Here is a 26,903-nt window from a genome sequence, read left to right as displayed (position 1 = left end):
GTATGGAATTTTTTTGGTACGTAGTTTTAATGGGAATTTTGGCTGTTTATCTGGTTTTAGATGGCTATGATTTTGGTGCAGGAATTATTCATTTATTTTTTGCCGATACAGAAAAAGATAAAAAGGCAATTACAAATGCCATTGGTCCGTTTTGGGATGCCAATGAAGTTTGGCTAATTGCGGCAGGAGGGGTTTTGTTTTTTGCTTTTCCAACTTTATATGCTTCTTCTTTTAGCGGATTTTATCTGCCTCTGATTATGATTTTATGGCTTTTGATTTTCCGCGCTATCGGATTAGAAATGCGTGGACAGATTCATAATCACATGTGGGAAAGCATTTGGGATAAAGCTTTCGGAATTGCGAGTTTGCTTTTGGCTTTGTTTTTCGGAATTGCTTTAGGGAATATTGTTCGAGGTGTGAATCTCGGAATGGTTCAAAATGGAGTTTCTACGCAGGAAGCGCATTATTTCTTTTTGCCTTTGTGGAATCCAACTTTTAGTCCGCAAGCAAATGAATTGGGAATTATTGACTGGTTTACGCTTTTCTTAGGAATTGTGAGTGTTGTGGCATTAACGATTCACGGTGCAAACTGGATTATTTACAAAACGAATTCGGCGCTGAATCCGAAATTGAAAAATGTAGTTTTTAAACTGAACTTTGTTCTGTTGATTTTAGTTTTTATTTCTTTAGGAATTTGGCATTTTATCGAACCAAAACCATTTCATAATTTTATTGAAAATCCGATTCTTTGGTTTTTTCCCTTAATGACTTTTGTTGGAATTGCGGGATTATTCAAAGTTCGTTCTTTCAAAACAGACGGACATGGTTTTATTTTTTCGACCTTATTTTTAGTTGGCGGATTTGCGTCTACAGCGGTTTCGATTTTTCCGAATGTTTTGCCTTCGACCAATAATGTAAATCCGTCTTTAACGATTTACAACACTGCAGCTCATGAATACGGATTAAACGCTGGTTTGAGCTGGTTTTTTATCGCTTTGTTTCTCGTAATTATTTATTTTATTATTCAATATCGCGTTTTTAGTGGTAAAATGGATGATATTGGATATGGAGAACATTGATGTTTTTGGCCACGAATTCACGAATTTTTATTTGAATCAATTCTGAATTTTGCAACTGTAAATTACACGAATTTTAATTTCTTTATTATCGAATTAATTGCCTCCAGCTTTAGCTGGAGGTTTTTGTTTTAATTTGAATTGGGCTTTAGCCAAGCTTTGTAGTTTTTGGCTAAAGCCTTTTTTGTATACATTTGTTTACCTCCAGTTAAAACTGGAGGCAATTCAAAAAACAGCTATGAAAAAACAAATATTAACGTTACTTATTTTATTATTTGTGTCTGTAAAAGCAATTGCTTGCAGTTGTGATATACCTAAACCAATATTAGAATTTTATGCATCAAAACATGTATTTAAGGGAATAATTACAAATAAAACCATTAGTAAAGATTCAGCAACTTATACCGTTAAATTTAAAGTGCTTGCAAACTATAAAAAAGATAAGATTCCGAAAGAAATGTCATTTACATTTGATTATCAAAAAAAAGGTATGTGGGATTCGTGCTATAAAGAAGCATATTTAAATCAAGAATGGCTTGTTTTTGCACATGGAAAAGGCAGAAAATTATATTTTGGTATAATTTGTTCCAATTCGCAGGTTATTCGCGAAAGAGGAATTGATCCTCGTTTGCAAAAGGTGTTGGATCATGGAAATGAATTTAAATTAGATAACTACATCTATGATCTTGACTATACGGTGAACAATGAATTTAATTCTACGAAACCAATTACCAATCTCGACACCATTTTTAAAGATGCGAAAGATATAAAATCTGATAAACCATTCGGACTTTTTGCATTGTACATTAATAAAAAAGGAGAATTAGTTTCTGTTTTTAATTTTTTTGATTGGCATAAATCTTCTGAGGATTTTAAAATTGACCCGAATTTTGGTTTAATGACAGAATTTAATGTAAAAAGTAAAAGACCTATAACAGAATTTGAAATTTATGCTATAGAATTGCTCAAAAAAGCAAAGAGTTGGGAACTAAAAAGAAGTAAAGTAACACAAATTGCTGTTGATTACATGGCTTATATTTCTGTAGATTTTGATGAAAAGACTTCAAAATGGACTTATGAATTGAGATAAAGTTTTTATTTTAAAGTCAATTTGGCTTTAGAAAAATCATAAAGTTAGACTATGGCTTTTTTGCATTAGTACGAAAAACTTGTATTTTTACGAATCAAATAATTTCTCAAGAAATTTAAATATCTTTGAATTATGAGCACAACAGCAAAACCAAAACATATAGGAAGAAACATAAGCCGAATTAGAGAGCTAAAAGGAATGAAGCAAGAAGCTTTGGCAATTGCGATTGGTGTAAGTCAGCAATGGGTTTCAAATATTGAATCGAGCGAAACATTAGATCAGGAAAGGCTTTTAAAAATAGCAAAAGCACTTGGTGTGACCGTAGAAGCTATTGAAAATTTTTCGGAAGAATCTGTTTTCAATTTCTTTAATAATTTTTATGATAATAGTGCAAGTAATGGTCAAGGTGCATCTGGACCTATTTTTACTTTTAATCCTCTGGATAAAATGGTGGAACTTTATGAACGTTTGGTTCAAGCTGAAAAAGAATTAGTTCAGGCTGAAAAAGAAAAAGTAGAATATTTAGAGAAATTGCTTAAAAAGTAATAGAAAAACATAAAGATACAAATGAATTGCCTCCAGTTTTAACTGGAGGTTTTTTGTTTGAATTTGAATTGGGCTTTAGCCAAACTTTCCGGGTTTGGCTAAAGCCTTTTTGTATACATTTGTTTACCTCCAGCTAAAGCTTTAGGCAATTGATTGAAAATATTAAAGACAAAACGTCATTTTACCTGAGTCTGCGTTAGGGATAGGAGCGGTATCTCCCGATTTAGAAAAACAAGGCTTTTTAGCCGTAGTTTTTGTTAATCGGGAATAAAGCGGATAGCCCGGCCGGAGGCAACGCCCAAAAGAATCTTCTTACTTGAGATTTTTTTTTGTAAATAAAGTATAAGATAACTTTTACGAAAGATTTAATTACAACCGATAGTTATATTCTATAATGTTAATTGTAAGAAAAAAAAAGTGTTAATGCTTAATATTGCGTATCTAAGAATTTTTTCCCCCTAAGAATTTTTAGAAATTGATTTTTCACTAGAAGCTTAAATCTATTTTTACCTACTAAATTATTATGCCTTTAACAGTTTTTTCCGACAAGGTTAGATTTCGTTACAAATCTAAGAATTGGCAGTATCACTTTGATGAAATTAAAGAAATTGGACTGCTTAAAAAAAAGAAAAAATATTTTCTTGAAAACGGTGCTTTTTTAGCCGTAACTGCTGCAACATATTATTGCATGCTATTTTCCAACTTAATGGACTTGTATTACATTATTCCTGCAATTCTGTGCTATTCGTTTATTTTAGCTATGAGATTCGGGAACAAGGCCGAATTTGCCTATTTTGTTTTTGTAAAAGATATTTACCAGAACAAAACAAGGACTAAAATTGCCGCCAAAGACCGCATATTGGTTGGCAAGCAGATCGATTCTTATTTAGATCTTCAGTTTGAAAGAAGTATAAAAAGAACTGCTTAAAAAAAATCAGAGATGTTTATATTCAGTATTTCCCGTTATGATTGCATTTTTCATAATGGCAGCTTTGATGTACGGTTATTTTATCATTACACAAAGAAAAAATTAACAAAACGCTGCGACATAAGTCTTTAGTTATGAAGTAGTTTTATAATTTCCCAATAAAAATAATAGTATAGTCTTGCCGTTACATTCTAACGGCTGGCTGTTTTGACTATACATGACCACAAATCAGAAATAATATGGCCACAACAATTAAAAGTAAAATCAAAAATATTAGAGAGTTAAAAAATTATACTCAGGAATACATGGCAGAAAGATTAGGCGTAACCCAAGCTGGTTATAGTAAAATTGAAAAAGGAAAGACTTCTTTGAGTTACGAAAAATTGGTTGAAATAGGAAGAATTTTGGATGTAAGCGTAGAGGATATAATTAGTTTTGATTATGATAAATACTTTAATAATTACAACAAAATAACAGGAAACAATAACGGCAGTATTTTGATTAATGCCGATAATTCTTCGGTTTTGAAGGAGCTTTATGAAGATAAAATTCAATTGCTTGAAAAACTGCTTTCGAGAACTGAAATCGAGCTTGAAAGATATAAAGATAAATTTGGAGAAATCTGAAGGTTTTAGTTTCATCTTTGTCAAAGTTTAAAACTTTGACAAAGATTACTCTACAAGTAAAACTAAATAAAACGTTGAAATTCTTTTTAGAATAAAACTTCTTTGGCAATGATATAAAATCCCATTACGAGCACAAACCAACCAAAAAGAGGTTTTAATTTCGCGCCGTCCATTTTTTTAGAAAGCTGGCTTCCAATAAACATTCCGATTAAAGCCATTGCAGAAACGCTTAATAAGAAAGTGTAATTTATTGGTGTGCCAATGTATAGATCGCCAGCAAAACCTATTGACGAATTAATAGTGATGATTAATAATGAAGTTCCCACGGCTTGTTTCATGGGCAGATTGGCAAAAAAAAGCAAGGCAGGAATAATTAAGAATCCGCCGCCTGCACCTAGAAATCCAGTTACGATGCCGACCAAAAAACCTATAAAACTCAATTGCGAATAATTAGTATCTGTTGATTTAATTTCGGACTGATTTTTTTTAATCATAGAAATGGCTGCCGTAATCATTAGGATAGAAAAGATGATCATAATTAGAAAATCTTTTGAAACGGTATAAGAAGCAACAGAAAACAAAGTCGATGCAATTTGCGGAAATATGACTTCACGAATTATTAAAATGGAAATAACTGAAGGAACAGCAAAATACAAAGCCGATTTCAGTTTTAGATTCCCCATTTTATAATGGCTATAACTTCCAAATAAAGCGGTTAATCCCACAATAAATAAGGAATAAGAAGTGGCTTGATCGGGATTTACTTTAAATAAATAAACTAAAATAGGAATAGTAAGAATAGAACCTCCACCGCCAATTAAGCCAAGCGAAATTCCGATTATGATTGAGGCAAAAAATCCTAAATATTCCATTGCATTTGTTTTGATGCAAAGTTGCCTCGGAAATTAGAATCCTACAGTAACATTTATCACAGACCTAAAATAATTTTACCATTAAGATATTAAGGAAATTAAGCTATGCTTTCTTAATGAAACTTTTAAAGGTTAAGTAATATTAAGCGATCCAACTTAATTAACTTAATATCTTAATGGTTAAAATTTAGCAATTCAATCTGGTTTCGGTTGAGTTTGACCAAACCGCGTTGTTCCATTTTTTTGAGTAATCTGGAAACGACTTCACGCGAAGTATTTAATTCTGTTGCGATTTCCTGATGCGATAAATTTACCTCAGAACAGCCACAGGCATCAGAATGTCTTTTTAAGTAGAATTCTAATCTCTCATCCATAGAACGGAAAGCAATATTGTCAACTACTTCGAGAACTTCTTCAAAACGGCTTCGGTAGGTTTCAATTACAAATTCGTACCAAGATCTGTGTTCCATCATCCATTTGTCCATCAATTGCAACGGAATCATCATCACGGTAACATCTTCGACTACTTTTGCCATTATTTGGCTTTTTTCACTTTTTGCGGTGCAAATCATTGATATCGCACAAGCTTGTCCAGGCTGTAAGTAATACATTAAAAACTCTCCGCCATCTTCGCCTTCACGATAGATTTTGATTTTACCTTTAGTTATCAAAACTGTATTTTTAATATACTGACCGGTACGCATTAAAATGGTTCCGGCTTCAAAATCTTGAAGGCTTCCGTTTTCTTCTATCGTAGCAATGAGTTCGTTGGAGAAATTAGGAAAAATGGTTTTTAATGAATGTTGCATATTATAGATTTTTTTTGCCATCAATTGTATTAATTCAAAACAAGTAATTATTGAGAATTCGTGTAATTGGTGGCAAATGTTTTTATCAAAATCGGATAAAAATATAGGATTGTTTGCAAAGATAAGAGTTTGGAATGGGAATAATTATCAGAAAACTAGATTTAAGATTAATTTTATGTAAATGAAAAAATCCTATTTTCTATCGATTTTGTAGGCTGAATTTTTAAAAATAGTAACTAAATTTGTAATTCACTGATTATAATACTTTCTCTAAAACGTTTTCTGAGAATAATAATCGAAATCGCATTTGGTACGTTTTTTATATAGAGAAACGTCGTAATTTTACAAAAACACATTTTATTATGAATTTATCACAAGAAGATTGGGTTGCTCAGTTAGAAGCTGACGAAAATGCAGTTATACTTGATGTAAGAACTGAAGACGAATTTAATGACGGCTACATTGAGAATGCTCTAAATATTGATATCAATAAAGGGCAGGCATTTATCTATGAAATCGAAGAATTAGACAAAAATAAAAACTATTACGTATACTGTCGTTCTGGGGCTAGAAGTGCAAAAGCATGCCAGATTATGAACGAGTTGGGTATCGAAAACGCCTACAATCTGCTTGGTGGAATCCTAGATTGGGAAGGTGAAACAGTACAACCATAAATGAAGAAGAGGCAATCAAAAAGCCTCTTTTTTCTTTTGAAAATAAAATTACCAGACCATTAAACAAACCAAATTATGAGTTTTATACCAGAAGAATATCAGATTAATAGTCTGATAAATCAAGATACCTATCTTGTAAATGGAGAATTGAAACAATGGACGGGGCAAACCACACCTGTGTTTTCTACTATTTCTTCAACAGAAAAGTATTCGCCGACTTTATTAGGATCTATCCCTTTTATGGGAGAAAAAGAAGCAGTAGAAGTTGTCGAAGCTGCTACCAATGCATACGATATGGGACAAGGCTTATGGCCGACTATGAAAGTAGTTGATCGTATTAAGTGCATGGAAAAATTTGTGAAACAAATGAAAGAAACCCGCGAAGAAGTAGTGAAATACTTAATGTGGGAAATTGGAAAGTCATTAGGAGATTCGCAAAAAGAATTTGACAGAACAGTAGAATATATTTACGATACTATTGCCAGCTACAAAGAATTAAACGGACGCAGTTCGCATTTTGAAAAAGTGCAAGGAGTAAACGCCATGATTCGTCGTGGACCTCTTGGAGTGGTTTTATGCCTTGGACCATATAATTATCCTTTAAACGAAACTTTTTCATTGTTGATTCCAGCTTTGATTATGGGAAATACCGTAATCTTCAAACCTGCTAAACATGGTGTTTTATGTATTTCGCCATTGTTGGAAGCATTCAGAAGCAGTTTTCCTAAAGGAGTAATCAATATTGTTTACGGAAGAGGACGCGAAGTGGCTTCTCCGATTATGAAATCTGGAAAAATTGATGTTTTAGCCTTAATTGGAAACAGTAAATCGGCGATTGCTTTACAAGATCAGCATCCAAACAAAAATAGATTGCGTTTGATTTTAGGTTTAGAAGCTAAAAATCCAGCAATTATTCTTCCAGATGCCGATTTAGATTTGGCTATTCAAGAATGTATTACCGGAAGTTTGTCTTTTAACGGACAACGTTGTACTGCTTTAAAAGTGTTATATGTCCACGAATCGATTGCTGAAGAATTCAATAAACGTTTTTCTGAAAAAGTAGACAGTTTGCTTTTTGGAAATCCGTGGGAAAAGGGAGTTGCTTTAACACCGCTTCCAGAAACCGACAAACCAAAATATATTCAAGGATTAATTGATGATGCTGTTCACAAAGGAGCTAAAGTCATCAATGAAAAGGGAGGAAAACATACTGATAACTATATTTTTCCAGCAGTTTTATATCCAGTAAACAAAGAAATGCGTGTGTATCACGAAGAACAGTTTGGGCCAGTTGTTCCTGTACTTTCTTTCAAAGATATTAAAGAACCATTGAAAGATATGGCAGAATCAAATTACGGACAGCAAGTAAGTTTGTTTGGTAAAGATATAAAAACTCTTGCGCCGCTAATTGATGCTTTGGTTAACTTAGTTTGTAGAGTAAACCTTAACAGTTCTTGCCAAAGAGGACCAGATGCTTTCCCTTTTACAGGAAGAAAAGATTCTGCCGTAGGAACTTTGAGTATTCCAGATGCTTTGCGTTCTTTCTCAATTCGTACGTTTGTAGCTTCAAAAGATATCGATTATAATAATGAGATTCTGCAGGAATTGCTTAACAGCAAAGAATCGAATTTTATTAATACAGATTATATTTTGTAGTCATCAAGGTTATATATTAATTGTAGATGCCGTCTGTCGCTTTTAGTGATAGACGGTTTTTCTTTTTAAAGATGCTAAGGTTCTTTTTTAAAGATGCTAAGTTTCTAAGTTTTTTTGTAAAAGTTTGATGTAAAATATAAAATAAAGTTTTCTACATCTCACATTTCACTATTTACCTTTTACTATTCACATTAACAATTAATAATTAAATTTGTAACATTGTTTTAAAACAGCAGTCTTATATATCAAAACAATTTAAAGACCTAAGAATTATTTATGAAAAAGAGATTTTTGCAATTTGCATTAATAGCATTCGTTCTTTTTGCCCAAGATACTATTGCTCAAGAGCTTTACATGCCTCGAAATATAAAAAAAGCCTACGAAAACGGAACCCGCTCTAAAGACGGAAAACCAGGCTCAAACTATTGGCAGAACCGTGGAAAATATAATATGGAAATTTCAGTTGATCCGAAAACGAGATTGGTCAGCGGAACTGAAACCATTATTTACGAAAACAATAGCAAGGATACTTTAAGAAACTTAGTTATCCGTTTTGTAAACAACCTTCACAAGCCTTCTTCTCCAAGAGGAAGTGAAGTAAGCAACGATTTTTTAAGCGACGGATTAACGATTACTTCATTGAAAGTAGAAAATGAAGTGTATAAAGAAGATGCTAAAAACTGGGGAACTGTTGGAAATGTAAAATTGCAAAAACCAATTTTACCTAATTCAAAGACCACTATAAATATTCAATGGAATTATCCTTTGTCCAAAGAAAGTGGTAGAGAAGGCCAGATTGACGAAACGACATTTTTTGTAGCGTACAGTTATCCTCGTGTTTCAGTTTTTGACGATTACAATGGATGGGATAGATTACCACATACAGATCGTCAAGAATTTTACAATGACTTCAACGATTATGTTTTTTCTGTAAAAGCACCAAAAAACTACGTGGTGTATGCAACTGGAGATTTATTAAATCCAGATGAGGTTTTGCAACCTGAATTTGCTTCACGCTTAAAAAAATCATACACAACAGATGAAATTCTGCATATTGCAAACGAGCAGGAAATGAAAAGCGGAATCGTAACAAAACAATACGATTGGAATGTCTGGAAATTTGAAGCTAAAAACATAACAGATGTTTGCTTTGGTTTAAGTGATCATTATTTATGGGATGCTAGTAGCGTTGTAGTGGATAAGAAAACAAATCGTCGTGCGAGCGTTCAGGCGGCTTACAACGTAAAGGGAACCGATTTTGTGAATTCGGTAAAAAACAATCAATATGCTTTAGATTGGTTTTCTAACAATTGGCCAGGAGTTCCGTATCCGTTTTCTAAAATGACGGCTTTCCAAGGTTTTGCCGATATGGAATATCCAATGATGTGTAACGATTCTGAAATGGGAGATCCTATTTTTGCACAGTTAGTTCAAGATCACGAAGTGGCGCATACTTATTTTCCTTTTTATATGGGAATCAATGAAACGCGTTATGCCTTTATGGACGAAGGTTGGGCAACTACTTTTGAATATTTAATCGGAATTGCTGAACATGGTAAAGAAGCTGCAGATAAGTTTTACAAAGATTTTAGAGTGAAACATTATATAAGCGATCGATCTTCAGAACAAGATCAGCCTATTATAACAATGTCTACACAGGTTTCTGGCGCAGGTTATGGAAATAATTCTTATGGTAAAGCTTCTCTTTCTTATTTGGCTTTAAAAGATATGTTAGGAGATGAATTGTTCAAAAAAGCGCTTCATTTTTATATGGATACTTGGAACGGAAAACATCCTATTCCGTGGGATTATTTTAATTCATTTAATACAGCAACAGGAAAGAATTTAAATTGGTTTTTTAATAATTGGTTCTTTACTAACAATTACATAGATATTGCTGTAAAAGGTCTTTCTGCAGATAAGAAAACGATAACAATAGAAAACATTGGAGGTTTTGCAATTCCTTTTGATGTTGTAATTACTTATGCAGATAAGTCAAAAACAACTTTGCATCAAACTCCAGCGATTTGGGAGAAAAATCAAAAAACAGCTAAAATAATTTTGAAAAGCGCAAAAAAAATCGAAAAAATTGAGATTGATGGTGGGATATTTATGGATGCAACACCAGAGAACAATGTTTTAAATGTTAAATAATTGAATTAAATTTAACTAAATAAATTAAAGCGTCACTTTGTTTTAGCAAAGTGACGCTTTTTGTTTAAAATAATTAAAAATATTCAAGATGCAAAAAAACAGTATAAATATTTCTGGGAAAAATATTACGTTTGCCAAATACTAAACATACCACCAAATCTAATGAAGAATACTTTTGTTCTGATTGCTTTGCTAAGCAGTCTCCAGTTTTTTGCGCAGAACGATCAAAAGACTGCATTTCAAAAAAACAAATATGAATTGGCTAATTCTTACTACAAAAAAGCCGATTTTGTAAAAGCTATTGATTTGTTTTCTTTAGCTGCAAAGATTAAACCTGAAAATGAAATAGGAAAAGAAGCTATTAAAAAGGTAGACACCTTACGCGAACTTTTAAGAAAAGAAATTTTAAATCAAGCAATTGGAACTTGGAAAAGGACAGGAAGTCAGCCAGTTTGGTCTGCGGCAACAGCAGTTACTGCCAGTCAATCTACTTTTGACGAAGTGGTCGAAATTAAAGAAAATGAGATCTTGTTTTACGAGGTCGACAAAAAAACAAAAGTAAAGAAACTTCTCAGAACTGAAAATTTAGTTTATAATGATGCAAAAAGCACGGTCTCATTATTTTCAGAAATTATTCTTTCTGATGGAACAGTTTGGAACTGTAGTATTAATGAAAATTCAGACGTATTACATGTTGTTAATGTAGCTGTTAAAACAGAAGAGGGAATAAAAAAGATAGAAAGTGATAATGAGGAAAATTATTACGTTAAAATGTAAATGATATATAAAAAAAGGGAATCGATTGATTCCCTTTTTTTATGAGTTTTATAGAAATTTAAATCCAATGGAGAGATTGGTAACTCCAGTTTTAATTTCACTGCTAGAAGCATCTATATCACTAAGTCCAGCAAGATATCTAACATCAAAAGTTAGTCTCCAGACATCGACTCCGACACCTCCAAGAATGCTATGATTATTTTTTTCTATAGCTATAGAATTGAGATTATTGCTGGTACTTATGTCTGAATAATTTTTCCAGTTGTATCCCACAAAAAGCCTCACATTTCCGAGTTTTCCAAGCGGAATAATTTTAAGTCCTGCAATTAATGAGGCATCTGTTCCTGATAGTTTAAATTCAGTTTCTCCAACACCGTTTTGGTATACGCTAAAATTAGTTTGACCATATCCAAACTCGCCCTGAGCATAAAAAAGTGCAAGGTTTAATCGACCAAATGCGGCAAATCCAATTCCTGTATTCGTATGATCGGAGCTGAAATTTTTGGCATTGACAGAAGTAATGCTTGTAGAAAACTGCGGCCCGATTTGTATTAATTGCGCAAATCCATTGGCACAAATACATAAAAATGTTGCTAAAAGGAATTTTCTCATAACGGAATTTATTTGATTTTGGTACTATAAAAATAATCATAATACATTAGAATTGAATGATTTGTCTGATTTATTTTTCTGTAAAGTTTTGATAATTAATCAGATCAAGATTTCTGGTTTGTTTTTTTCGATTAAATCAAAATGAATTAATTTTGAGAAGCTTAAATAAATTCAAATGGACGTTAAAAAAATAAACGCAAGTGATACTTGGCAAATAAGACACGAAGTAATGTGGCCAGACCAGCCTTTTGAGTTTGTACAGCTCGAAGAAGATAATTTAGGATTTCATTTTGGAGTTTTTGAAGAAGATAAATTGGTTTCTATAGTTTCCTGTTTTATGGAAGAAAAAGAAATGCAGTTTAGAAAATTAGCTACTTTAGAAGAGTATCAAGGTAAAGGAATTGCGTCTCATCTTTTAAAATATATTCTAGAATTTGCAAAAGAAAAAGGTGTAAAAAAAGTATGGTGCAACGCCAGAACCAATAAAAAATCATTTTATGAGAAGTTCGGAATGATAGATACTTTTAAAACTTTTATAAAATCAGGACAAGAATTTACGATTATGAAAATTTTGCTTTCTTAATTGTAAAGTTTAAGTTGTTGATTTTTAGTGTTGTAAACAAGGGGTTTAATTTTGAAGTAAAGTGATTAATAAAAATTAAGAGAATGAAAACGTTTTCGTTTTATGGAACTGTTAAACCTTGTTAAAAATTCTTTTTTTGTTTTAATTCTTTTACTACTTTCGCACCGAAATGAGAAAGTTAATAGTATTTTTAGTATTCATGAATATGCTTCTGTTTGGCGGAGGCCAATATTTGAATGCAAATACTTTTGGCGCTCATACTCACCATCACCTACAGAAACATAGAGTTAAGTTTACTAATCAAGATCGTGGGACTTCAACAATTGAAGAAGCTACAGATGTTGATTTAGAAGAAGATCTTGTTGGAGGTGAAGATGTTGATTTACTTGCGAACAAATATTTTACTGCTTCGTATAGTTTGGTAGACACTTTGTATCTGGCACTTTCAGATCAGTCTGCAGCGAATGATTCTAATCGTTTAAAAATTTCTACGCCTGTTTTTGGGCATTCAAATCCTATCTATATTACTCAACGAGTATTAAGAATTTGATTTTAAAGTATACATCGGTTACCTGAGTTTTGATCTCTGCGTATCTTGCTGTTGTATATTTTTTCTACTTCTGCTTATATAAAGTTAAGGTCTGGGCTAAGGCTGACTGATGCATTTTAACATCCAAAAGGAATTTTCATTCCAAAGCATTCAATCGCTTAATTTCCAAACTAAATCATGAAAAAAATCATTGTGTTCACAGGCTTAATGGCCTTGGTGTGCTTAACGAGCTGTACATCTAAAAAAGAAGAAAAAGAAGAAGTTGAAAAATTTACCGTTACTAATCCGGTTAGAATCGATACTTCATTTACCAAAGAATACGTTTCACAAATAAAATCGGTTCGTAATATCGAACTTCGCGCCCAAGAGAAAGGGTTTTTACAAAATATATATGTTGACGAAGGACAGTTTGTAAAAAAAGGACAGCTGTTGTTTAAAATTATGCCAAACATGTATCAGGCAGAATTATTAAAAGCGCAATCAGAACAAAAATCTGTAGAAATTGAATTGCAAAATTCAAAATTACTGGCAGATAAAAATATCGTTTCTAAAAACGAATTAAGCGTTGCTCAGGCTAAATTGCAATCTGCAAAAGCTGAAGTTGCGCTGGCAAAACTTCATTTATCATTCACAGAAATTAGAGCTCCGTTTGACGGAACAATCGACCGTATTCCTTTAAAACTAGGAAGTTTAATCGACGAGGGAGAATTGTTGACAAGTCTTTCAGATAACAGTCAAATGTTTGCTTATTTCAATGTTTCTGAGCCAGAATACATTAGTTACGAAACGAATATTAAAGACCGTGCAGATAACAAAGTGAACTTAGTTTTGGCTAACGGAGATATTTTTAAGGAAAAAGGAAATGTTGAGGTAATCGAAAGTGAATTCAACAACGAAACTGGAAACATTGCTTTTAGAGCAAGATTTCCTAATTGTGGAAAATTACTTAGAAATGGAGAAACAGGCCAAGTTCAAATGAATGTTCCTCTTAAAAATGCTATTGTGATTCCGCAAAAAGCGACTTACGAAATTCAAGATAAAAAATATGTTTTTGTAGTTGGAAAAGACAATAAAGTAAGTTCTAGAGAAATCACTATTACTGGCGAAATCCCTGATTTATATGTAATCAAAAGTGGTCTTACAGAAAATGATAAGATCTTGCTTGAAGGTGTTCAGAAAGTAAAAGAAAACGACAAAATTAAATTCGATTACGAATCTCCTAAAGAAGTAATCAATCATTTACGCTTAAAAGCAGAATAGTTTTTTGTTTTAATAGTTTCAAGTTTCAGGTTTCAAGTTGCATACTGAACCTGAAACTTGAAACCTGAAACTTGAAACATTTTAAACTTCAATAAGTTTAATCATTTAAAAAATATAAAAATGTTTAATAAATTTATTCAAAGACCTGTTCTGTCGATAGTAATATCGTTGATTATTGTCTTTTTGGGGGTATTGTCGGTTTTAAATTTACCAATTACACAATTCCCTACAATTTCACCTCCAATGGTGAATGTTACCGCAGATTATCCTGGATCTAACGGTGAATTGATGGTTAAGGCTGTTGTTATTCCTTTGGAAAGAGCCTTAAACGGAGTTCCAGGAATGAAATATATGGCTTCAGATGCCGGAAACGATGGTGAAGCTACGATAAAAGTGGTTTTTAACTTAGGAACAGATCCTAATCAGGCAGCAATTAACGTTCAAAACCGTGTAGCTTCGGTTACCAATAAACTTCCTCCTTTGGTAATTCGTGAGGGTATCAAAATCACTCGTGAAGTACCAAGTATGTTGATGTACGTGAATCTTTACAGTACAGACAAAAATACGGACATGAAGTTCTTATACAACTATGCCGATATCAACGTTCTTTCTGAATTGAAAAGGGTAAATGGTATTGGTTCTGGAGATATCTTAGGAACACGTGAATATGCAATGCGTATCTGGCTGAAACCAGACCGTATGTTGGCTTATAAAATTTCTGCAGATGAGGTAATGGAAGCATTATCTAGTCAGAGTTTGGAGGCTTCTCCAGGTAAAACGGGAGAAAGTTCTGGTAAACGTTCTCAAGCATTTGAGTATGTATTGAAATATTCTGGACGTTTTACAACAAAAGAGCAATACGAGAACATTGTAGTAAAAGCAAATCCAAACGGAGAGCTTTTAAGATTGAAAGATGTTGCTAAAGTTGAATTTGGTAGCTCGATGTATGATATCTATTCTAATTTGAATGGAAGACCATCTGCGGCGATTGTATTAAAACAATCTTTTGGAAGTAATGCGAATCAGGTTATTGAAGAAGTAAAAGCCAAACTGGAAAAAATCAAACAGAGATTTCCTAAAGGAATGGATTATGAAATTTCGTATGACGTTTCTAAATTCCTTGATGCTTCTATCGAGAAAGTAATTCATACGTTGGTTGAAGCCTTTATTCTGGTAGGTTTAGTAGTATTCCTTTTCTTAGGAGACTGGCGATCTACAGTTATTCCAGCAATTGCAGTACCAGTTTCGTTGGTTGGAACTTTTGTGTTCATGACATTCTTTGATATTTCATTGAACTTAATTACATTATTTGCCTTAGTATTAGCAATTGGGGTCGTCGTCGATGATGCGATTGTGGTTATTGAAGCCGTTCACGCCAAGATGGAAGAGGAGCATCTCTCGCCATTTAAAGCGACTAAAAAAGCAATGCACGAAATTGCGGGGGCAATTATTGCAATTACTTTCTTGATGGCTGCGGTATTTATTCCTGTTGCATTTATGTCTGGTCCTGTGGGAGTATTCTACAGACAGTTCTCTGTAACTATGGCAACTGCGATTATCCTTTCGGGTATTGTGGCTTTAACATTGACACCCGCACTTTGTGCGATGATGTTAAAAAACAATCATGGTGTGCCTAAAAAGAAAACACCAGCCAATAGATTTATTGATGCTTTCAACGAAAAATTCAATTTAGCGCAAGGTAAATATCAGAACTTACTAGGCAAAATTGTTGACAGAAGAGTAGTTACTATTGTTGCGCTTCTTGGTTTCTGTGCTGGAACATGGATCATCAGTAGTAATGTTCCATCAGGATTTATTCCGAATGAGGATCAGGGAATGTTTTACGCGGTAATCCAGACACCGCCAGGATCTTCTTTAGAAAGAACAAATAATATTGCAGAAAGAGTTCAGAAAATTGCTGAGGACATTGATGGAGTAAAATCGGTTTCTTCATTGGCAGGTTATGAAATTCTGTCTGAAGGTACTGGAGCTAACTCAGGGACGTGTTTGGTTAACTTGAAAGACTGGAGCGATAGAAAAGAATCTGTTTTGGAGATCATGCACGAAATGGAGGAAAAATGTAAAGATATTGCGGGGGCAAATATCGAGTTTTTCCAACCACCTGCTGTACCTGGTTATGGTGCTGCCGGAGGATTTGAGCTTCGTTTGTTAGATAAAACTGGTTCGGTTGATTATAAGAGAATGGAACAGGTAAATAACGATTTTGTGGCTGAATTGAACAAACAACCAGAACTATCAAACGTATTTAGTTTCTATAGCTCTAGTTTCCCTCAATACATGATGAAAGTCGACAATGACTTGGCGCAGCAAAAAGGAGTTTCTATCGAAAACGCGATGAATACTTTGTCAACTCTTGTGGGAAGTAACTACGAAATCAGTTTTATCAAATTTGGTATCAACTATAAAGTAATTGTTCAGGCTTCGCCAGAATATCGTGCACAGCCAGATGATATCTTAAAATTATACGTAAAAAATGATCGTGATGAAATGGTGCCTTTTTCTGCTTTTATGAAATTAGAAAAAGTGTACGGACTTTCAGAAATCACACGTCATAATATGTATACCTCAACACAAATCAGTGGTTCGCCAGCTGCTGGTTATAGTTCAGGTACAGCGATTAAAGTAATTCAGCGAGTAGCTGCTGAAAAATTACCAAGAGGATATGATATTGACTGGGCAGGTATTTCTGCCGATGAGGTGGCTCAGGGTAATCAGGCAATTTGGGTATTCTTAATCTGTTTAGGATTTGTTTACTTGGTATTAGCGGCACAGTACGAAAGTTTTATTCTGCCATTGTCAGTAATTCTTTCTTTGCCAGCGGGTATTTTTGGAGCTTTCCTTTTATTGAAATTAACAGGATTAGAAAACAATATTTATGCACAGGTTGCCATGGTAATGCTTATCGGATTATTAGGTAAGAATGCCGTGTTGATTGTAGAGTTTGCGATCCAAAGACATGCAGCCGGTAAGTCAGTTTTATATGCTGCAATGGAAGGGGCAAAAGCAAGGTTCCGTCCGATTTTGATGACTTCGTTTGCTTTTATCGCAGGTTTATTACCGCTTGCTTTTGCAACTGGCCCTGGTAAAATTGGAAACAGAACCATTGGTACTGCAGCAGCTGGAGGTATGCTTATCGGAACCATTTGCGGTGTATTTGTAATTCCAGGCTTGTATTTCATATTTGCTAAAATTGCTGAGAAACACAAATTGGTAAAACATGAAGAAGAAAATCCATTAACAGAAGAAATTGACAACAATCATGTATAAAGTTAAATCATATCAATATAGTATTGCGTTTGCTGTATGTCTAGCAGTTGCAGGGTGTAAAACCCCTGCACCTGAGGCAGCAGTGACTACCAGTACACCAGTTCCAGAATCGTTTGGCTCAACAGTTCAGACTCAGGATGCAAACAGCAATACGGCAGCATTAAACTGGAAAGATTATTTTAAAGATCAGAATCTAGTTGATTTAATAGATACTGCTCTTAAAAACAATCAGGAATTAAATATCACTTTGCAGGAAATTGAAATAGCAAAAAATGATATTCGCGTTAAAAAAGGACTTTTATTGCCAACTGCAGGCTTACGTGCCGGAGCTGGAGTAGAAAAAGTGGGTAGATATACCAGTCAAGGTGCAGGTGATGCTACTACAGAGATTAAACCAGGTGTAGAAACTCCAGATCCGCTTGGAGATTTTACAATTTCGGCTTATGCAAACTGGGAAGTAGATATCTGGAAAAAACTGCGTAATTCTAAAAAAGCAGCTTTAAATAGATATTTGGCTACAGTAGAAGGTAAAAACTTTGTAATTACAAACCTCATCGCCGAAGTTGCTGATTCGTATTATGAATTACTAGCTTTAGACAATCAGTTGGATATTGTAAAACAAACGATCAAATTGCAGACTAACGCTTTAGAAATTGTAAAAGTTCAAAAACAAGCCGCAAGAGCAACAGAATTAGGAGTTAAGAAATTCGAAGCAGAGGTTTTAACTTCGCAAAGTATGGAGTTTGACATTTTGCAGCAGATTAAAGAAACTGAGAATAAAATCAACTTTTTGTTGGGTAGATATCCTCAGGAAGTAAAAAGAACAAGCAGCACTAATTTCTTAAGTTTATTGCCAGCTTCTGTAAGTTCTGGAATTCCATCTCAATTGTTACAAAATCGTCCAGATGTTAAACAAGCAGAATTAGAATTAGTAGCGGCAAAATTAGATGTAAAAGTGGCTCGCGCCGAGTTTTACCCGTCTTTGGATATTACGGCAGCGATAGGAGTACAGGCTTTCAAACCTTCTTATTTGTTTACTATGCCAGAATCTCTTCTTTACTCATTAGCTGGAGATCTTGTAGCGCCTTTGATTAACAGAAATGCGATCAAAGCAGAGTTTGCAAGTGCCAATGCAAGACAGATTCAGGCATTGTACAATTACGATCGTACAGTTTTAAATGCGTATCTAGAAGTTTCAAACCAAATGTCTAAGATCGAGAATCTTCAAAAAGGATACGATCTTAAATCAAAACAAGTTGATGCTTTAAATACTTCGATTGATGTGTCAAACGATTTGTTTAAATCGGCTCGAGTAGATTATTTTGAGGTTTTGATGACGCAGAGAGACGCATTAGAAGCGAAATTAGAATTAATTGATACTAAAAAAGAACAGTTGAATGCTGCAGTTCATGTCTATAGAGACTTGGGAGGCGGATGGAAATAATATTGCCAATTAATTTGTAGAAAGAAAGCCTTTTGGGAGTAAAATCCTGAAAGGTTTTTTTTGTAAGAAAATTATCTTATATTTGCATTTCACTGTTCTGAAAAAAAAGTGACCATAAACCTCGAAAGCTATTATTTAGTTTTCGGGGTTTTTTTATGCTTTTTAAATTTTTACCTATTGTTAAAATTTAATATTTTTCTTACTTATATAAACGGTCTTATTATATTTACAATATAATTATGTAATATTTTATTTACTTAAATACCACTTCTCATTTATTGATTAAGGTTATAAAATCTACAAAAGCCTGTAAAATAATCAATAACCTTTTAGATATGAGTTTTTTAGCAAAATTAGAATTAGACAATGAAGTGTTTAATGTTTTAGAATTTGATGTTCATTTTACCCAGAATGTCGATAACAACGGAAAACCGGCCAACAAGACAAAAGGCGGACAGATAAAACTTGTAATAGAAACCACACAGACAGATCTGTTTTCAGACTGGATGGTATCTCAGACCAGTGTAAAAGACGGAAAAGTCATTTTTTATCGCAGAGACGCTATGAGCACCATGAAAAATGTAACCTTTAAAAAGGCCTTCTGCATATCGTTTCATAAGAGTTTTAGAAGTGAAGGATCAGTTCCTATGGTTACTGAGATTTTGATTTCATCAAACGAAGTAAAAATTGGGAATACAATTTTTGAAAACAATTGGAAAAACTCATAGCTCTTTTAAAAAACAACTAGTATGGCATTGCAAACAATTACGAATATTAAAATTGGCGAAATAAGAATTGCTAATTTCAACAAATTAGAAGTTTTTCAGACGATTCACGACCACCACACTTTTTCCTTCGAAGTAAGACAAGATTTATTAGTAGAAGAATTTAAAAGTGTGATGCCTTTTTCCCAAAAGTTATACGGAGAAAAAATAAGCATAGAAATAAAACCTATAGAAGGTCTGGAAGATCTTATTATTGGAGCAGATTCTAAAGATTACATCATGCAGTTTTACGGCATAGTAACCGAAGTCAAACTGCAAAAATCCCGTATTAAAGACGTAGAAGAAACCATCGTAATAAAAGGAAAGAGTACTACAATACTTTTAGAAAACGGACCCGAATGCAATTCGTTCACCAACATGTCTCTGAATGATATTGCAAAAAAAGTAAAATCAGACTGTGACATTGATATCGATGTAAGACCATTTTATTTAGACAACCTGCCTTACACTGTGCAGTATAACGAAAGCAATTTTGCTTTTCTAAATCGTTTGGCCAAAAGAAATGGGCATTGGTTCTATTATAACGGAAGAACAGCCATTTTTGGAAGTCCGGGCGGTGTGGGTGCAACGCCAAAATTAATGTATGGAATAAACATGCAGGATTTTGATTATACCCTAAAACTTATCCCTGCACTGTTTAAAGTAATAGAAAACGATAACAATGACGGCCAGTATAAAACTGATGAAACTTTAAAATACAGAAAAGAAGCCGACGGTTTCCATCAAAACTTTTTGAACAGGTCTAATGAAGTTTTTAATAAAGAAACCATTATACAGCTAAACCAGACTCCTGTGGGCGGATCTGGAAGGCGATCTTCAGAAGAATATGCCAAAAACAAAATGCGATCTGTTTTAAGCGGTTTAGTAGAAATAAAAGCTTCAAGCGAAGTTCCAGGCATTACTATAGGAAACGAAGTAAGAGTAACAGGTGTCGACATGCAGTTGGAAAGTTCTTACCGCGTTACTCAGATAACACATATCTGTGATGATGGAGGCGGTTACGAAAACCATTTTACAGCTGTAAATTTTAACGGTTCTGTGTTTTCACCAGAAACAGATCCAGATTTAGTGCCCTATTGCAAAAGCCAGATTGCCATTGTAACCGCCAACGCAGATCCTGACGGACTCAGCGGTATACAGGTACAGATGCCGTGGCAGGCAGCCAAAGGCGAAACCACACCTTATATTCCTCTAATGCAGAATTATGGAGGCGATGCCAGAGGTTCTCATATCATACCTGAAATTGGAGATACGGTTTTTGTAGACTTTCAGGGCAATAATGCTGAACTGCCGATTGTATTAGGAACTATGACCAGCAGAAAGGAAAAAAGCGGTTATAGTACGCCGAATAATGATATAAAGGCAATAATGCATAGCCGAAGCGGAAACAGAATTATAAATGATGATGCTACGGGCGACATTACAATAGAAAGTCAAAAAGGCGAAACTATAGCTGTAATTCATGGAGATGGAAACATCAGGTTTAAAGCTCCAAAAAATATTGAATTGGAAGCAGGGGATGATATTGTTATGAAAGCTGGGAGAAATATAAAAATTGATGCTAAAGAGGATATTGAGGTTGATGCAGGTTATAATATCTCTCAAGAAGCTCAAAATGATATTTATGTAAATGCAAATGGGAATATTATGGAAAGATCAGATAATAGGACTGAATTGGTTGATAAAGATTTTAGTCGTACTTCAGACAGTTCAAATGAAATAGCCTCGAAAGCAAGTCTTTATAGTCATGAAGAAGACATGACCATACAAAGCGGAAAGCAAGTGCGTATTAATAGCACAGAAAAATCTAATCTTTTTTAATTTAATTTTTATGGCAATTGCAAAACAAGCGAAGATTATTCAAATAAAAGTGAGTGATTCTTATCAATTAACTGTTGGCAGAAAACTTGAAAAAAATGCCAATAAATTGAATTATGAAGCTACAAAAGACGATTTGAATTTGATTTGTGGTAAAAAAATAATAATAAACGGTGAGAAAAAATAGTATCAAGAAATACAACATCTTATTATGTTTCATCATAATAATAGTGATAACTGTAGTAACAATAACAATGAGTTCATATATAGAAAAAAAATATGAGTGGGCAGCAAATATTTGTGCACCAAGAGAGTATCCTGTAGAAGTTTATACAGGAGCAGCAGGAGGCTATTTTTTTAGCCAAATGGGCGGATTTAGCAATTCTGGCTGGGGAGGATTGGGTAGTATCGATTATATAAAAGCACCAGTGCCAGACAGACTTGATATGACATGGTTATCATATGTAGACAATAAATTCTATAAAGGCGACTGGAAACTCCCTACAGAAAAAATAAAAAAGCTTTTTGATGAAGGATTTCCTGCTAAACCAGGTTTAGAAAATGTAAAGGAGTCTTATGATTATATAAATATTGGTCTCGGACCAAAAGGAATGGTTATAGTATGGGTAGCGGGGGCTGGTAGTCAGGTGGAAGTGGCGCGATTTCAGGCTCATGAAACGGTAATAGATCCTAAACTTATTATCGAAAGCGAAATGTATATGTTTCGAAAAGGTTATAGTCAACATAGATTAGAAAACAATTTTGTTATATCTGAAGACGTTCGGGAACAAATCAAACAATACGGTTATCCCCAATCAGAAGTTTATGAGGAGTATAGAGAAAAATATTTATGGAAACCACGAGTAATCTTGCCGGAAGGTTCTAAGCTTACTTCAATGTACATTAAAATGTGTAATGGAGAAAAGGAAGATCCTTATGATAAGCCAATAGATACGAAATATAGAGCCATTCCTTACGCTTTTCAAATTTACTGGTCAGTTGCTAAAGGCAAAAAAGAACGACGGTTTGTGTCTAGAATTGCTTTTACTAAAGATAAAGAATATTGGGCAAAATATCTTAAACCTATGGGTAAGGATGAAATTCCTGTAGATTTTGATAAAAACGAGATTCGAATGCTGTATAAAGAGCATCTTGATAAAAATAAATCTGCAGAAATGGTAATAAAAATCGATCCTACAAAACAAGAGGATGATAAGTGGGTAGTAGATTTTTATATAGTACAAGAAGGGAAAAAATATAATTTAAATCAAAATTGTCAAGATTCTGGTAAACTAAACTAAGATGAGTATAGTATTTGGAGATTACATGCCACCTAAAAAAGAATTGAAAACTAATGAAGTAATCATTGGTGTTTTTTTTGACGGCACCAATAACAATAAAAATAATACCAAAGCCAAAGAATATTATGATAAAAGGGCAAGAGGCGAAAAATTGAATCCAAAAGAAACAATTTCGGCAGATGCTTATCGAAAAAATGGGAAAGACAAAGAAAGTAGCAGTTATTACAATGCTTGGTCGAATGTGGCAAGGTTGAGTGATGCTTACCCTTTAGAATTAACCACATATATTGACGGTATTGGTACGGAAACTGAAAAAGCTGATTCTGTATTAGGGGCTGGCCTAGGTACGGGATTTGTTTTTAGTGGTACTGGAATATTAGATAAAGTAGAAGCGGGCTGTAAAGAAATAGTCAATAATTTAAAAAGGAATAGTATTTCAGAAGTAGATATTCTGTATTTAGATGTTTTTGGTTTCAGCCGTGGTGCAGCTGCCGCTAGAGTTTTTTTAGATGAAATTAGCCAAAAAGCGTATCCATTATCGGCTAATCGAAAAAATAAAGGAGGTGCTTTGGGGTATTATTTGGCACAAAAAGATGTTAAGGTAGGTTTAATAAAAGTTCGTTTTTTAGGTCTTTTTGATACTGTATCTTCTTACTCGACTTTAATTGATGGGAAACCAAATTTTGATAATGACACTAAGCAGTTACCATTAAATAATCTAAGTAAAGCAGAATCAGTTATGCATTTTACTGCTGCAGATGAGCATCGAAATAATTTTTCGCTTACTACAACTAACGTCGGAAAAACAAGAGAATTTCCGGGTGTACACTCAGATGTTGGAGGAAGTTATAATAATGGTATTGAAGTAGTAAAAGTAATCGAGAAAAACTTTAAAGAAAAATTGGAGAAACTTTCAGAGAAACTAGTTGATAGTGCTTGGTATTTAAAAGATCAATTAGAGATTTCTTTTTTTGGTCCTCAACATGAACTTAAAGGCACTAGAAATTTAAAAAACTCATACAGTTATATTCCATTACATTTTATGGCAGAAGCTGCGATAAAGCAGAGTGTTCCTTTTGATAATACAAAATTGGTTATTGATAAGTATAATATTTCAAATAATCCATTATTAGCTCGAGTAAAAAAACGTTTACATAAGTATGTTTTTGAAAACGCACAATCATATACTTTTAAATGGTATGGAAATATTCATGAAAAGTATAAAGGAGTAAAAAATGGAGACAGCAGATTTGAAGCATATCAGCAAGAACTACAAGAGCAAGAAGATTTAAGAACGTTGCGAAACCAATATTTGCATTGGTCTGCAGATAATGGTTCTATTGGGATGGAACCAACAAAAGATCGGAAGCGTAAAACGTTTTAAAATAAAATTGCTCAATAATACCCGATAGCGCGGATTTGCAATCCGTGCCCGCAAAGATTGGTTTTCTATTTTGAATAAAAACAAAAACTACATGATTCTTTGTAGCTTCTGTTCTGATAATTTGTATTATGTCTTATTGTTGCGGGCACGGATTGCAAATCCGCGCTATCGGAGTTATCCATCAAATGTAAAACTTCGAATCAAACCGGCATTTGACGGAGATGTCTATTTATTGCCAGAAATATATTCCCGAAAAGGATACACAATAGTTTTTGCAATTGATCAATTGCCGAGTGGGGAAATTCAGAAATTTGTTTCTTTAAAAATTCGATCCACAACTAAGTTTCAATTCACAGCAGATATCCAAAAATTCAAAAAGGAAATTTATACAGAAACGATTAACATAAAAAAGAACAGACTGGAAGCTGTTAGTTATGAGATTGAAGAAATAACCCATTTTTTTCATGTAAAAGAAAATGTAACCAACATTTTTATAGACGAAAAAGTAGTTGAAGTTCCTGTAGCAAAAGGATCAACAATAGCCATCTTTAATAAAATTAAAAACATAATAAAATTTGGAAAAATAGCAGCTGAAATTTTTACTTATCATCAGGTTTTGGATGAAATTAGAAATATGATGCCTGAAATAAGCAGTAATGGCAAATTTAATACACCATCAGTTTCGACAGCATTATCTTTTATTCCTAGTTATCAAATAGCAGCTTTTGGTGCCTTTATTTTTGAATGGATGGCGCAAGATTTACTTGAAGAAGGGGAGCATAATTTTAATGAACAAATGTGGTTGGAATGGCAAAATACTAAGACTAAAGGTTTGGATGCAGCATTATCTTTCATAAACAATAATAGCTGGGCATCAGATAACTTTTTTAGATCTTATCCTGTGAACACTGAAATTGTGAATGACCTACTGATTGGAAAGATAAAAACACGACAACAAATTAGAGATAGGAGATCTATAACAAAAGAAAAATTAACCCATACATTAATAACATATGGAGTGGAAGATTTAGAGCTTGATACTTATTATGATGTTGTTGATAGTATATTTATGAATGAAGAATTATGAAAAGAATAATAAAATTGACTACTATTTTAATTTTTACTATGTGTTTCTTAAACTGCAAAGAAAAAACATATTTTAAAGAAATTATCTCTGAGAGAAAAGTAAATATTGCAATGGCTGAATTTCCTAGAGATAAGGAAGATTTTGTAATTAATATTCCTTTAGAATTTAATTTACTCTTTAATAATTTTTCTAATATACGATCTGTTAACATTTATTATACACTAAACGATACGTTGCGTTCAGAGGATGATGATTATTTGATATATAATAGTGAAACTAATAAATTACTTTTTAGTCTTGATGATTTTCATTACCCAAATTATCCATCATACATATATATTATGGGGAGAAAAATGAAAATATCAAAAGAAATAGCTCAAAAGTTAATTGAAAAGTATAATCCAAAAAAAACAATTAATGATATACAAAGTATAAATGACACTATATCTCTCGTCGCATATAAAAAATTTAGAGGAGATAATCCAAAAATTATTGAAGAATTACGTAGGATTCCCGATTCTATAGCATTTGTTATTCGTAATAAAAAAGAGAAAAAACCAATACATGTTAAGGCCAGAATAAATTGGTGAGGTCAATAAAAATTTTTAAGTAATGATTACAGAAAGAGAACTTGACATACTGAAAAAATCTATTTTACTAATTAATAGTTTTAAAGATAATGTACACAATATAAATTCGGGAAAAGAATTTATTTCTATTCATAATCGAAATATAGAAACAATTGAAAAGATAGCGAGTGATCGTAATTCAGAATATCTCGTAGCAAAACTAGCCGAATATCCAAGCATAACCATTTCACAAATAGATGAATATATTAAAATGAAAAAAAACGAAATAAGTTTATTGCATTTTTTGTTGGTTTTTCTGTTTGGCATCGTAATCGGATTGTATTACTTTTTATTCGAAAGATTTTTAAAAACAGGAAAAGTTACAGGCAAGCAAATCAAAGTCAGAATATTAAAAATTATAGAGATTAATAAATATGTACTTGAAGTCGTAGAAAACCCATATATGGAAAATTTACGTTTAAAATAAAAGAACTTTCCGTGCGGCGCGAGCGTCACGCTCATGAGCATAAAGCTTATTTAACCCGATAGCGCGGATTTGCAATCCGTGCCCACAAAGATTGGTTTTCTATTTTGAATAAAAACAAAAACTACATGATTCTTTGTAGCTTCTGTTCTGATAATTTGTATTATGTATTATTGTTGCGGGCACGGATTGCAAATCCGCCCTATCGGAATTGGTCTGCAGATAATGGTTCTATTGGGATGGAAACAACAAAAGATCGGAAGCGTAAAACGTTTTAAAATAAAATTGCTCAATCAAATAGGTTATAAATAATAATTTAAAACAATAAAAATGAAATTAGTCCTAACAATCTTTTTACTAATATTAATTGCTATATCTGTACAGACCTATTTTTTAAATGGAGAACACCATTCTGAGGAGGCAGTATGCTTTGGAGCTCTTATAACGACTGATATACTATTAATCTTTGTTTATCTTCGTGAGAGCGAGAATTTACTGTATAGAAGAGTAATAGGGACTCTATTATGTTG

The 26,903-nt window shown here is 33.2% G+C and carries 25 protein-coding genes; 22 read left to right on the top strand and 3 right to left on the bottom strand.

Annotation, left to right across the window (positions count from 1 at the left end):
• The first annotated feature begins 2 nt into the window (after nt 1-2).
• From cydB to AC3Y25_RS06535, 5 genes are all read left to right on the top strand, one after another.
• A complete protein-coding gene (gene cydB, locus AC3Y25_RS06555) occupies nt 3-1,079 on the top strand; it encodes a cytochrome d ubiquinol oxidase subunit II (RefSeq protein ID WP_489902177.1) in 1,077 nt (358 codons plus the stop codon).
• 235 nt (nt 1,080-1,314) lie between these two features.
• Nucleotides 1,315-2,166 (top strand): hypothetical protein, encoded by an 852-nt coding sequence (locus tag AC3Y25_RS06550; RefSeq protein ID WP_489902176.1) that lies wholly within the window; start codon nt 1,315-1,317, stop codon nt 2,164-2,166.
• Nucleotides 2,167-2,298: 132 nt separating this feature from the next.
• A complete protein-coding gene (locus AC3Y25_RS06545) occupies nt 2,299-2,712 on the top strand; it encodes a helix-turn-helix domain-containing protein (RefSeq protein ID WP_489902175.1) in 414 nt (137 codons plus the stop codon).
• A 523-nt stretch (nt 2,713-3,235) separates the two neighbouring features.
• Nucleotides 3,236-3,640, top strand: a complete 405-nt coding sequence (locus AC3Y25_RS06540; RefSeq protein ID WP_489902174.1) for a hypothetical protein — start codon at nt 3,236-3,238, stop codon at nt 3,638-3,640.
• Between the two features lie 239 nt (nt 3,641-3,879).
• Entirely contained in the window at nt 3,880-4,266 is a 387-nt protein-coding gene (locus AC3Y25_RS06535) for a helix-turn-helix transcriptional regulator (protein WP_095929062.1), read from the top strand.
• A gap of 86 nt (nt 4,267-4,352) precedes the next feature.
• Here the strand turns inward: AC3Y25_RS06535 and AC3Y25_RS06530 are convergent, their stop codons facing one another.
• Nucleotides 4,353-5,138, bottom strand: coding sequence for a sulfite exporter TauE/SafE family protein (locus tag AC3Y25_RS06530; RefSeq protein WP_489902173.1), 786 nt, complete (start codon nt 5,136-5,138; stop codon nt 4,353-4,355).
• A 173-nt stretch (nt 5,139-5,311) separates the two neighbouring features.
• Nucleotides 5,312-5,947, bottom strand: a complete 636-nt coding sequence (locus AC3Y25_RS06525; protein WP_250837022.1) for a Crp/Fnr family transcriptional regulator — start codon at nt 5,945-5,947, stop codon at nt 5,312-5,314.
• Nucleotides 5,948-6,309: 362 nt separating this feature from the next.
• On the opposite strand from AC3Y25_RS06525, the gene AC3Y25_RS06520 reads away from it, so the two are divergent.
• The 4 genes from AC3Y25_RS06520 to AC3Y25_RS06505 all read left to right on the top strand — a co-directional run bounded on the left by AC3Y25_RS06520 (nt 6,310) and on the right by AC3Y25_RS06505 (nt 11,208).
• Entirely contained in the window at nt 6,310-6,621 is a 312-nt protein-coding gene (locus AC3Y25_RS06520; protein WP_095929060.1) for a rhodanese-like domain-containing protein, read from the top strand.
• Nucleotides 6,622-6,696: 75 nt separating this feature from the next.
• A complete protein-coding gene (locus AC3Y25_RS06515) occupies nt 6,697-8,277 on the top strand; it encodes an NADP-dependent glyceraldehyde-3-phosphate dehydrogenase (protein ID WP_489902172.1) in 1,581 nt (526 codons plus the stop codon).
• 276 nt (nt 8,278-8,553) lie between these two features.
• The gene (locus tag AC3Y25_RS06510; protein ID WP_489902171.1) at nt 8,554-10,431 is read left to right on the top strand and encodes a M1 family metallopeptidase; all 1,878 of its coding nucleotides are present in this window, start codon (nt 8,554-8,556) and stop codon (nt 10,429-10,431) included.
• A 162-nt stretch (nt 10,432-10,593) separates the two neighbouring features.
• Nucleotides 10,594-11,208: a hypothetical protein gene (locus AC3Y25_RS06505; protein ID WP_427874855.1), complete on the top strand. Its 615-nt coding sequence runs from the start codon at nt 10,594-10,596 to the stop codon at nt 11,206-11,208.
• A gap of 48 nt (nt 11,209-11,256) precedes the next feature.
• On the opposite strand, the gene AC3Y25_RS06500 is transcribed toward AC3Y25_RS06505, so the two are convergent.
• On the bottom strand, nt 11,257-11,820 hold the full coding sequence (locus AC3Y25_RS06500; protein ID WP_095929056.1) for a porin family protein: 564 nt from the start codon (nt 11,818-11,820) through the stop codon (nt 11,257-11,259).
• Between the two features lie 175 nt (nt 11,821-11,995).
• Here AC3Y25_RS06500 and AC3Y25_RS06495 point away from each other — a divergent pair, with 175 nt between their 5' ends.
• The 13 genes from AC3Y25_RS06495 (at nt 11,996) to AC3Y25_RS06435 (ending at nt 26,376) form a co-directional block, all read left to right on the top strand.
• Nucleotides 11,996-12,403 carry a GNAT family N-acetyltransferase gene (locus tag AC3Y25_RS06495; RefSeq protein WP_489902170.1) on the top strand — a complete coding sequence of 136 codons (408 nt, stop codon included), beginning with the start codon at nt 11,996-11,998 and terminating at the stop codon, nt 12,401-12,403.
• Nucleotides 12,404-12,572: 169 nt separating this feature from the next.
• On the top strand, nt 12,573-12,953 hold the full coding sequence (locus tag AC3Y25_RS06490; protein ID WP_489902169.1) for a hypothetical protein: 381 nt from the start codon (nt 12,573-12,575) through the stop codon (nt 12,951-12,953).
• A 177-nt stretch (nt 12,954-13,130) separates the two neighbouring features.
• The gene (locus tag AC3Y25_RS06485; protein ID WP_489902168.1) at nt 13,131-14,213 is read left to right on the top strand and encodes an efflux RND transporter periplasmic adaptor subunit; all 1,083 of its coding nucleotides are present in this window, start codon (nt 13,131-13,133) and stop codon (nt 14,211-14,213) included.
• Between the two features lie 120 nt (nt 14,214-14,333).
• A complete protein-coding gene (locus AC3Y25_RS06480) occupies nt 14,334-17,501 on the top strand; it encodes an efflux RND transporter permease subunit (protein WP_489902167.1) in 3,168 nt (1,055 codons plus the stop codon).
• Nucleotides 17,494-18,945 (top strand): TolC family protein, encoded by a 1,452-nt coding sequence (locus AC3Y25_RS06475; protein WP_489902166.1) that lies wholly within the window; start codon nt 17,494-17,496, stop codon nt 18,943-18,945. The genes AC3Y25_RS06480 and AC3Y25_RS06475 overlap by 8 nt, the downstream gene beginning before the upstream one ends.
• A gap of 335 nt (nt 18,946-19,280) precedes the next feature.
• Nucleotides 19,281-19,673 (top strand): type VI secretion system tube protein TssD, encoded by a 393-nt coding sequence (gene tssD / locus AC3Y25_RS06470; protein ID WP_095929050.1) that lies wholly within the window; start codon nt 19,281-19,283, stop codon nt 19,671-19,673.
• A 21-nt stretch (nt 19,674-19,694) separates the two neighbouring features.
• Nucleotides 19,695-21,551, top strand: a complete 1,857-nt coding sequence (locus tag AC3Y25_RS06465; RefSeq protein ID WP_489902165.1) for a phage baseplate assembly protein V — start codon at nt 19,695-19,697, stop codon at nt 21,549-21,551.
• A gap of 10 nt (nt 21,552-21,561) precedes the next feature.
• Nucleotides 21,562-21,735 carry a hypothetical protein gene (locus AC3Y25_RS06460; RefSeq protein WP_250837012.1) on the top strand — a complete coding sequence of 58 codons (174 nt, stop codon included), beginning with the start codon at nt 21,562-21,564 and terminating at the stop codon, nt 21,733-21,735.
• Between the two features lie 67 nt (nt 21,736-21,802).
• Complete coding sequence (locus tag AC3Y25_RS06455; protein WP_489902164.1) at nt 21,803-22,849, top strand: DUF2931 family protein; 1,047 nt, start codon at nt 21,803-21,805, stop codon at nt 22,847-22,849.
• Nucleotide 22,850: 1 nt separating this feature from the next.
• On the top strand, nt 22,851-24,233 hold the full coding sequence (locus AC3Y25_RS06450; protein ID WP_489902163.1) for a T6SS phospholipase effector Tle1-like catalytic domain-containing protein: 1,383 nt from the start codon (nt 22,851-22,853) through the stop codon (nt 24,231-24,233).
• Nucleotides 24,234-24,324: 91 nt separating this feature from the next.
• Nucleotides 24,325-25,320, top strand: coding sequence for a hypothetical protein (locus AC3Y25_RS06445; protein ID WP_489902162.1), 996 nt, complete (start codon nt 24,325-24,327; stop codon nt 25,318-25,320).
• Nucleotides 25,317-25,910, top strand: a complete 594-nt coding sequence (locus AC3Y25_RS06440) for a hypothetical protein (protein ID WP_489902161.1) — start codon at nt 25,317-25,319, stop codon at nt 25,908-25,910. The genes AC3Y25_RS06445 and AC3Y25_RS06440 overlap by 4 nt, the downstream gene beginning before the upstream one ends.
• Before the next feature lie 22 nt (nt 25,911-25,932).
• Nucleotides 25,933-26,376 carry a hypothetical protein gene (locus AC3Y25_RS06435; RefSeq protein ID WP_489902160.1) on the top strand — a complete coding sequence of 148 codons (444 nt, stop codon included), beginning with the start codon at nt 25,933-25,935 and terminating at the stop codon, nt 26,374-26,376.
• Nucleotides 26,377-26,903: the final 527 nt, after the last annotated feature.

The sequence above is a fragment of the Flavobacterium sp. LK-23 genome (assembly GCF_058135255.1).
The sequence above is the reverse complement of the archived record's forward strand: the minus strand, read 5'-3'. Positions and strand labels throughout refer to the sequence as shown.

Coding starts and splice junctions, on each gene's coding strand:
- cydB (WP_489902177.1), top strand. CDS start 3: ATGGAATTTTTTTGGTACGTAGTTTTAATGGGAATTTTGGCTGTTTAT.
- AC3Y25_RS06550 (WP_489902176.1), top strand. CDS start 1,315: ATGAAAAAACAAATATTAACGTTACTTATTTTATTATTTGTGTCTGTA.
- AC3Y25_RS06545 (WP_489902175.1), top strand. CDS start 2,299: ATGAGCACAACAGCAAAACCAAAACATATAGGAAGAAACATAAGCCGA.
- AC3Y25_RS06540 (WP_489902174.1), top strand. CDS start 3,236: ATGCCTTTAACAGTTTTTTCCGACAAGGTTAGATTTCGTTACAAATCT.
- AC3Y25_RS06535 (WP_095929062.1), top strand. CDS start 3,880: ATGGCCACAACAATTAAAAGTAAAATCAAAAATATTAGAGAGTTAAAA.
- AC3Y25_RS06530 (WP_489902173.1), bottom strand. CDS start 5,138: ATGGAATATTTAGGATTTTTTGCCTCAATCATAATCGGAATTTCGCTT.
- AC3Y25_RS06525 (WP_250837022.1), bottom strand. CDS start 5,947: ATGCAACATTCATTAAAAACCATTTTTCCTAATTTCTCCAACGAACTC.
- AC3Y25_RS06520 (WP_095929060.1), top strand. CDS start 6,310: ATGAATTTATCACAAGAAGATTGGGTTGCTCAGTTAGAAGCTGACGAA.
- AC3Y25_RS06515 (WP_489902172.1), top strand. CDS start 6,697: ATGAGTTTTATACCAGAAGAATATCAGATTAATAGTCTGATAAATCAA.
- AC3Y25_RS06510 (WP_489902171.1), top strand. CDS start 8,554: ATGAAAAAGAGATTTTTGCAATTTGCATTAATAGCATTCGTTCTTTTT.
- AC3Y25_RS06505 (WP_427874855.1), top strand. CDS start 10,594: ATGAAGAATACTTTTGTTCTGATTGCTTTGCTAAGCAGTCTCCAGTTT.
- AC3Y25_RS06500 (WP_095929056.1), bottom strand. CDS start 11,820: ATGAGAAAATTCCTTTTAGCAACATTTTTATGTATTTGTGCCAATGGA.
- AC3Y25_RS06495 (WP_489902170.1), top strand. CDS start 11,996: ATGGACGTTAAAAAAATAAACGCAAGTGATACTTGGCAAATAAGACAC.
- AC3Y25_RS06490 (WP_489902169.1), top strand. CDS start 12,573: ATGAGAAAGTTAATAGTATTTTTAGTATTCATGAATATGCTTCTGTTT.
- AC3Y25_RS06485 (WP_489902168.1), top strand. CDS start 13,131: ATGAAAAAAATCATTGTGTTCACAGGCTTAATGGCCTTGGTGTGCTTA.
- AC3Y25_RS06480 (WP_489902167.1), top strand. CDS start 14,334: ATGTTTAATAAATTTATTCAAAGACCTGTTCTGTCGATAGTAATATCG.
- AC3Y25_RS06475 (WP_489902166.1), top strand. CDS start 17,494: ATGTATAAAGTTAAATCATATCAATATAGTATTGCGTTTGCTGTATGT.
- tssD (WP_095929050.1), top strand. CDS start 19,281: ATGAGTTTTTTAGCAAAATTAGAATTAGACAATGAAGTGTTTAATGTT.
- AC3Y25_RS06465 (WP_489902165.1), top strand. CDS start 19,695: ATGGCATTGCAAACAATTACGAATATTAAAATTGGCGAAATAAGAATT.
- AC3Y25_RS06460 (WP_250837012.1), top strand. CDS start 21,562: ATGGCAATTGCAAAACAAGCGAAGATTATTCAAATAAAAGTGAGTGAT.
- AC3Y25_RS06455 (WP_489902164.1), top strand. CDS start 21,803: ATGAGTTCATATATAGAAAAAAAATATGAGTGGGCAGCAAATATTTGT.
- AC3Y25_RS06450 (WP_489902163.1), top strand. CDS start 22,851: ATGAGTATAGTATTTGGAGATTACATGCCACCTAAAAAAGAATTGAAA.
- AC3Y25_RS06445 (WP_489902162.1), top strand. CDS start 24,325: ATGATTCTTTGTAGCTTCTGTTCTGATAATTTGTATTATGTCTTATTG.
- AC3Y25_RS06440 (WP_489902161.1), top strand. CDS start 25,317: ATGAAAAGAATAATAAAATTGACTACTATTTTAATTTTTACTATGTGT.
- AC3Y25_RS06435 (WP_489902160.1), top strand. CDS start 25,933: ATGATTACAGAAAGAGAACTTGACATACTGAAAAAATCTATTTTACTA.